At 66.6% G+C, this 5,821-nt stretch carries 6 protein-coding genes and 1 riboswitch; of the genes, 5 read left to right on the top strand and 1 reads right to left on the bottom strand.

Annotation, left to right across the window (positions count from 1 at the left end):
- The first annotated feature begins 217 nt into the window (after positions 1-217).
- Positions 218-328, top strand: a riboswitch (TPP riboswitch).
- A 75-nt stretch (positions 329-403) separates the two neighbouring features.
- From thiM to thiC, 5 genes are read left to right on the top strand one after another with little or no spacing between them, the layout of a single operon-like run.
- Positions 404-1,225 carry a hydroxyethylthiazole kinase gene (thiM, locus tag HMPREF1316_RS03470; RefSeq protein ID WP_021725542.1) on the top strand — a complete coding sequence of 274 codons (822 nt, stop codon included), beginning with the start codon at positions 404-406 and terminating at the stop codon, positions 1,223-1,225.
- Positions 1,212-1,874: a thiamine phosphate synthase gene (gene thiE / locus HMPREF1316_RS03465; protein ID WP_021725541.1), complete on the top strand. Its 663-nt coding sequence runs from the start codon at positions 1,212-1,214 to the stop codon at positions 1,872-1,874. Before thiM ends, thiE begins: the two co-directional genes overlap by 14 nt.
- Complete coding sequence (locus HMPREF1316_RS03460; RefSeq protein ID WP_021725538.1) at positions 1,871-2,536, top strand: HAD family hydrolase; 666 nt, start codon at positions 1,871-1,873, stop codon at positions 2,534-2,536. Before thiE ends, HMPREF1316_RS03460 begins: the two co-directional genes overlap by 4 nt.
- An 8-nt stretch (positions 2,537-2,544) precedes the next feature.
- Positions 2,545-3,363 carry a bifunctional hydroxymethylpyrimidine kinase/phosphomethylpyrimidine kinase gene (thiD, locus tag HMPREF1316_RS03455; protein ID WP_021725540.1) on the top strand — a complete coding sequence of 273 codons (819 nt, stop codon included), beginning with the start codon at positions 2,545-2,547 and terminating at the stop codon, positions 3,361-3,363.
- 10 nt (positions 3,364-3,373) lie between these two features.
- Positions 3,374-4,687: a phosphomethylpyrimidine synthase ThiC gene (thiC, locus tag HMPREF1316_RS03450; RefSeq protein WP_021725537.1), complete on the top strand. Its 1,314-nt coding sequence runs from the start codon at positions 3,374-3,376 to the stop codon at positions 4,685-4,687.
- A 64-nt stretch (positions 4,688-4,751) separates the two neighbouring features.
- On the opposite strand, the gene HMPREF1316_RS03445 is transcribed toward thiC, so the two are convergent.
- The gene (locus tag HMPREF1316_RS03445) at positions 4,752-5,744 is read right to left on the bottom strand and encodes a YitT family protein (protein ID WP_021725539.1); all 993 of its coding nucleotides are present in this window, start codon (positions 5,742-5,744) and stop codon (positions 4,752-4,754) included.
- Positions 5,745-5,821 lie beyond the last annotated feature (77 nt).

Below are 5,821 nucleotides of genomic sequence, written 5' to 3'. Positions count from 1 at the left end.
TGAGAAATATGTAACTCCACTGCCGCGCCCCTGGCGTGGGAACGGGATAGGTGTGCTTCCGACAAGACCAGGACACACTTTCATCGGATTGATAAGCGAAACTGAATGCTTCTGCACCAGCGGCTGCAAAAACTGGCCCTCGCTAAGGTGTCCGCGTCTCCCCCCCAACACGATGACATGTGTGCCGGTTGCGGCACGCGCCCCTTGCGCTACAATTGCCCTCGAACAGGGGAGCTGGCGCACGCCGGCTGAGAGGGGGTCCCACGCGGCCCCGACCCTTATACCTGATCTGGGTAATGCCAGCGTAGGGACTATGGCCACAACGGCGGCCAGGCAAGCTCTCGTCCAGGCGGGCACATCCAGAGCGGGTGTGCCCGCCATTGTGTCGAGAGGAGCCTGAGTCATGCTTTCCGAATGCCTGCGCAACGTGCGCACGGTGATGCCGCTGGTGCACAGCATCACCAACTACGTCACCATCAACGACGTCGCCAATGCGGTGCTCGCCTGCGGCGGGAGCCCCATCATGGCCGACGAGCCCGACGATGCGGAGGAGGTCACCGCCATCTGCGGCGGCCTCAACATCAACATCGGCAATCTCAACAGGCAGACGACGGAGGCCATGCGCATCGCGGGCAGGCGCTCGCGCGAGCTGGGCCACGTCCGGGTGCTCGACCCCGTGGCGGCGGGCGCGAGTGCCCTGCGCACGAGGGTCTGCAGGGAGCTCCAGGGGCTCGTCGGCTTCGACGCCATCCGCGGCAACGTCTCGGAGCTCAAGGCCCTTGCCCTGGGTAGCTCCACGACGAGGGGCGTGGACGCCAGCGCGGCGGACGCCGTGACGGACGCCAACCTCGACGAGATGGTGGCCTTCGCCAAGGGCTATGCTCGCGAGGTGGGCAGCATCGTCGCCATCACGGGGGCCATCGACCTCGTGGCCGCTGCTGACGCCTGCTACGTCATCCGCAACGGCCGCGCCGAGATGGGCAGGGTCACGGGTACGGGCTGCATGCTCTCGGGCGTCCTGTGCGCCTACCTCATCGCCAACCCCACGGACAGGCTGGAGGCCGCGGCCGCGGCCGTCTGCCTGATGGGCCTTGCCGGTGAGGTGGGCTGGTCGCGCATGCAGGAGGGCGACGGCAACGCCACCTACCGCAACCGCATCATCGACGCCCTCTACACCATCGATGGCACCCAGCTGGACGAGGGGGCGCGCCATGAGCTCAGGTAGGGAGGCGCTCGCCGGCTCGCTCGCGCTCTACGCGGTGACGGACCGCCACTGGCTGGCCGGACGCACGCTCGCAGGGTGCGTGGAGGAGGCCCTGCGGGGTGGCGCCACCTTCGTCCAGGTGCGCGAGAAGGATGATGGGGCCCTCCCTCATGACGCCTACCTCGCCGAGGCCTGCGAGCTGCGAGTGCTCTGCCATGCCCATGGCGTGCCGTTCGTGGTGGACGACGACGTGGGCCTCGCCCTGGAATGCGGAGCGGACGGCGTGCACGTGGGGCAGGATGACCTGTCGGCTGAGGAGGCCCGCCGACGCATCGGTGCGGACGGGATCCTGGGCGTCTCCGCCAGCACAATGGCAGAGGCGCTCGCCGCCGAGCGGGCCGGGGCGGACTATCTGGGCGTGGGCGCGGTCTTTCCCACCGGTTCCAAGGCGGATGCCACCAGCGTGAGCCTCGGGGAGCTCGCAGCCATCTGTGGGGCTGTGGACATCCCCGTCGTCGCCATCGGTGGCATCACGCGCGACAACGTCAAAGAGCTCGCGGGTACAGGCATCCGCGGCGTGGCCGTCATCTCGGCCATCTTCGCCCAGTCGGACGTCGAGGCAGCGACGTGTGACCTCAGGATGCAGGTACGGAAGACGTTGGGCATATGATTCGCGGTGCTGCCTTCGATATCGATGGGACCCTGCTCGATTCGACAGGCGTCTGGGACGGTTTGGGCGTACGTTACCTCGCCTCCCGAGGCGTGCAGGCGGAGCCGGGCCTCGAGGAGCGGCTCTTCGCGCTGACCCTCGATGAGGGGGTCGCCTACCTGCGGGAGCACTACGGCCTTGCCCAGTCGGCGGGACAGGTCCGCCGGGGGATCTCTGCCGTCCTGGAGGGGTTCTACCGTAAGGAGGTACGTCTCAAGCCTGGGGCGGGGAGCCTTGTCCGCGCCCTCCGTGATGCCGGGGTGCGCATGGTGCTGACGACCGCGGGCGACCCGGTGCTGGGTCGTGCCGCCCTCGCGCGCCTAGGCATCTGGGACTGCTTCGAGCGCCTGCTCTCCTGCGACGCCCTCGCGACCACCAAGGCGGAGCCCACGATCTACCGGATGGCCGCCGATGCCCTGGGACTCGCACCACGGGAGGTCCTCGTCGTGGAGGACACCCTCCAGGCGCTGCGCTGCGCCCACGAGGCGGGCTTTCCCACCTGTGCCGTGGAGGATGAGGCAAGCGTGGCGGACCGCCCGGCCATCAGGGGTCTGGCCGATGCGTACCTGCGCGACTTCACCGGTGCCGACAAGGTCATGGAGGGGTTGGGTGAGAACCGATGAGGAGGCTCATGCGGACGGCCCTGACCATAGCGGGGAGCGACTCGAGCGGCGGTGCCGGCATCCAGGCGGACATCAAGACGATGACCACGAACGGGGTCTTTGCCATGAGCGCCGTCACGGTGCTGACCGCCCAGAACACTATGGGCGTACGCGGCGTCATGGAGGTGTCGCCCGAGTTCCTGGCGGCGCAGATCGATGCGGTGTTCGAGGACATCAGGCCCGATGCGGTGAAGATCGGCATGGTTGGCTCGTCCGTGCTCGTCGAGGCCGTCGCCGACCGCCTGCGCCGCCATGGCGCCAGAAACGTGGTTCTCGACCCAGTGATGGTGGCGACGAGCGGTGCCCGGCTCATCGATGACGACGCCATCGATGCCCTCGAGGAGCTGCTCTTTCCGCTTGCGGAGGTCATCACGCCCAACATCCCCGAGGCCGAGGTTCTGAGCGGCCGCGGCATCGAGACGCCCGACGACATGCTCGCCGCGGCGGCGAGCATCTGCGAGCGCTGTGGCTGCGCCGTGCTCTGCAAGGGCGGCCACAGCCTGAACGACGCCAACGACCTGCTCTGGCACGATGGCACCGCACGCTGGCTCAAAGGCAGGCGCATCGACAACCCCAACACGCACGGCACGGGCTGCACACTCTCGAGCGCCATCGCGGCGAACCTTGCCAAGGGGTTCGGACTCGAGAAGGCGGTGCGCCGTGCCAAGGCCTACGTCTCCGATGCGCTTGCGGCCATGCTCGACCTGGGTCACGGGAGTGGCCCCATGGACCATGCGTTTGCACTTGGTGGTAAGTATCAGAAGACTGCCAATGACATGATCGACTAGGGAGACAGCCATGACAAGGACCCCTGCGACGCAGATGGACGCCGCCCGAAGGGGAATCGTCACGCCCCAGATGGCGTTGGTGGCGCAGAAGGAGCGCAGGACGTCCGAGGAGATTCGCGGGTGGGTCGCCGAGGGCAGGGTGATCATCCCGGCCAATCATGCCCACGCGAGCCTGGAGCCCAACGGCATCGGGAGCATGCTGCGCACCAAGGTAAACGTCAACCTGGGGGTCAGCCGCGACGTCAGGGACTATGACGTCGAGATGCAGAAGGTCAGGAGTGCCGTGGACCTGGGTGCCGAGGCCATCATGGATCTCTCGAGCCATGGCGACACCCAACCGTTCAGGCAGAGGCTCTGCCGGGAGTGCCCCGCCATGGTGGGCACCGTCCCCGTCTACGATGCGGTCATCCACTACCAGCGCGACCTTGCCACCCTCTCCGCCGACGACTTCGTTGACGTGGTGCGTCTGCATGCGGAGGATGGCGTCGACTTCGTCACGCTGCACTGCGGCATCGCGCGCGAGACCATCGACGAGATACGCAGGGGCACCCGCAGGATGAACATCGTGAGTCGAGGTGGCAGCCTCGTGTTTGCCTGGATGTCCATGACCGGCAACGAGAACCCCTTCCTCGAGCGCTACGATGAGATAGTCGAGATCTGTCGCGAGCACGACGTGACCATCAGCCTGGGAGATGCCTGCCGCCCGGGCTGCCTGGCGGATGCCACGGACGGCTGCCAGATGGCTGAGCTCCTGCGACTCGGAGAGCTGACGCAGCGCGCCTGGGACAGGGATGTCCAGGTGATGGTGGAGGGTCCCGGCCACATGCCGATGGATCAGATCGCTGCCAACATGAAGGTGCAGCAGAGCGTCTGCAAGGGTGCGCCGTTCTACGTGCTTGGGCCCCTCGTGACGGATGTCGCGCCCGGCTACGACCACATCACGGCCGCCATCGGTGGTGCTCTCGCCGCCGCGTCGGGCGCGGCATTCCTGTGCTATGTGACGCCTGCCGAGCACCTGGCGCTCCCCAACATGGATGACGTGCGCCAGGGCATCATCGCCAGCAGGATAGCGGCCCATGCGGCCGACATCGCCAAGGGCATCCCGGGGGCGCGGGAGCGGGACGATCGCATGGCGGACGCCCGCCGCGCCCTGGACTGGGACGCGCAGTTCGCACAGGCGCTCGACCCCGCGATCGCATGGGCGATACGCGACAGCCGCGCGCCCGAGGACGACCATGGCGACACCTGCTCGATGTGCGGCAAATTCTGCGCCGTGCGAAGCATGAACAAGGCGCTTGCCGGCGAGCGCGTCGACCTCCTGTAGGCGCTCTTGTGCAGTCTAGCGGATAAGCTGCCTGTCCACTGCCATGGGCCCTCCTGTGCGGAGCTCACTTCCCCCTGCACACGACGCCCTCGTCATGCGGCAGCTCCTGGGGCAGGGGCTCGTCGACGCGGGCACGGTAGAACCCACCGTGGAAGCTCTCGGTACGCAGCACGTTGATGACGGCATGGGGATCGACGGCGCGCATCAGGCGGACGATGTCATCCTGCTCGTAGGCCGAGACCACGGTGTTGAGCAGCCACATCCGCTGGTGATGGTATCCGCCAAAGGCCTCGACGCACGACACGCCGTGATGATAGCGTGCCTGGTAGGCAGCCATGACCTCCATGGGACGCCTCGTCGTCACCTGCAGCGTCACCCTCTTGTAGCGGCGGTAGAGCGTATCGATCGTTGAGGTGGAGACAAACTGGAAGATGATCGACCACGCCGCACTCTCCCAACCGAACAGCGCCCCGAAGATGGTCAGCATCACACAGTTGCCGGCGAATATCTGGGTCCAGATCGTCTTGCCTGTGCGATTGGACACCATCAGCGATATGAAGTCGGTGCCCGCCGTCGAGGCACCGCCCTTGAGTGCGAGTGCGATCGCGAGTCCGTAGAGGAAGCCGCCGAACACCACGTCGAGAAACCTGGAGTCGAAGGAGATGAGCCCCGTCAGGGTGGCGGCAGGAAGCACGCGCAGGAAGAAGGCTGCGAGGAAGACCTGCGCCATCGAGAAGAGCACGAAGCGTCTCGAGATGTGCCTCCAGCACAGTGCCGCAACGGGGAGATTGAACACGACCATGCCGACGAAGGTGGGGAAGGAGAGGCCACAGAGCGAGGCGACCCGGTCTACCAGGATGGCAAGACCGGTGAATCCGCTGGAGAGCAGGCCGGCGGGTTGGACAAAGACGATCAGCGTGAAGGCCTGCAGGAAGGCGGAGACGGTCACGGCGCAACCCGTGACGATGCGGCGCGCCCAGGCATAGCGACCAAGCCCCAGCGCCTTATCGATGAGCTCGCCTTCCATGCGGAACTGCGCCTCCCTGCCCGTGCCCATATACTTCCATGATACCATGCGCCCGAGGCGCCGCCGTAGGGGAGACATAAGACCGTGCCCTGCACCTCACATGGTAT

The organism is Olsenella profusa F0195 (assembly GCF_000468755.1).
Lineage (GTDB): Bacteria > Actinomycetota > Coriobacteriia > Coriobacteriales > Atopobiaceae > Olsenella_F > Olsenella_F profusa.
This window is presented reverse-complemented; position numbering and strand designations above follow the sequence as displayed.

What these genes read in the sequence shown, in the direction of transcription:
- thiM (WP_021725542.1), top strand. Translation starts at nt 404, where the DNA reads ATGCTTTCCGAATGCCTGCGCAACGTGCGCACGGTGATGCCGCTGGTG.
- thiE (WP_021725541.1), top strand. Translation starts at nt 1,212, where the DNA reads ATGAGCTCAGGTAGGGAGGCGCTCGCCGGCTCGCTCGCGCTCTACGCG.
- HMPREF1316_RS03460 (WP_021725538.1), top strand. Translation starts at nt 1,871, where the DNA reads ATGATTCGCGGTGCTGCCTTCGATATCGATGGGACCCTGCTCGATTCG.
- thiD (WP_021725540.1), top strand. Translation starts at nt 2,545, where the DNA reads ATGCGGACGGCCCTGACCATAGCGGGGAGCGACTCGAGCGGCGGTGCC.
- thiC (WP_021725537.1), top strand. Translation starts at nt 3,374, where the DNA reads ATGACAAGGACCCCTGCGACGCAGATGGACGCCGCCCGAAGGGGAATC.
- HMPREF1316_RS03445 (WP_021725539.1), bottom strand. Translation starts at nt 5,744, where the DNA reads ATGGGCACGGGCAGGGAGGCGCAGTTCCGCATGGAAGGCGAGCTCATC.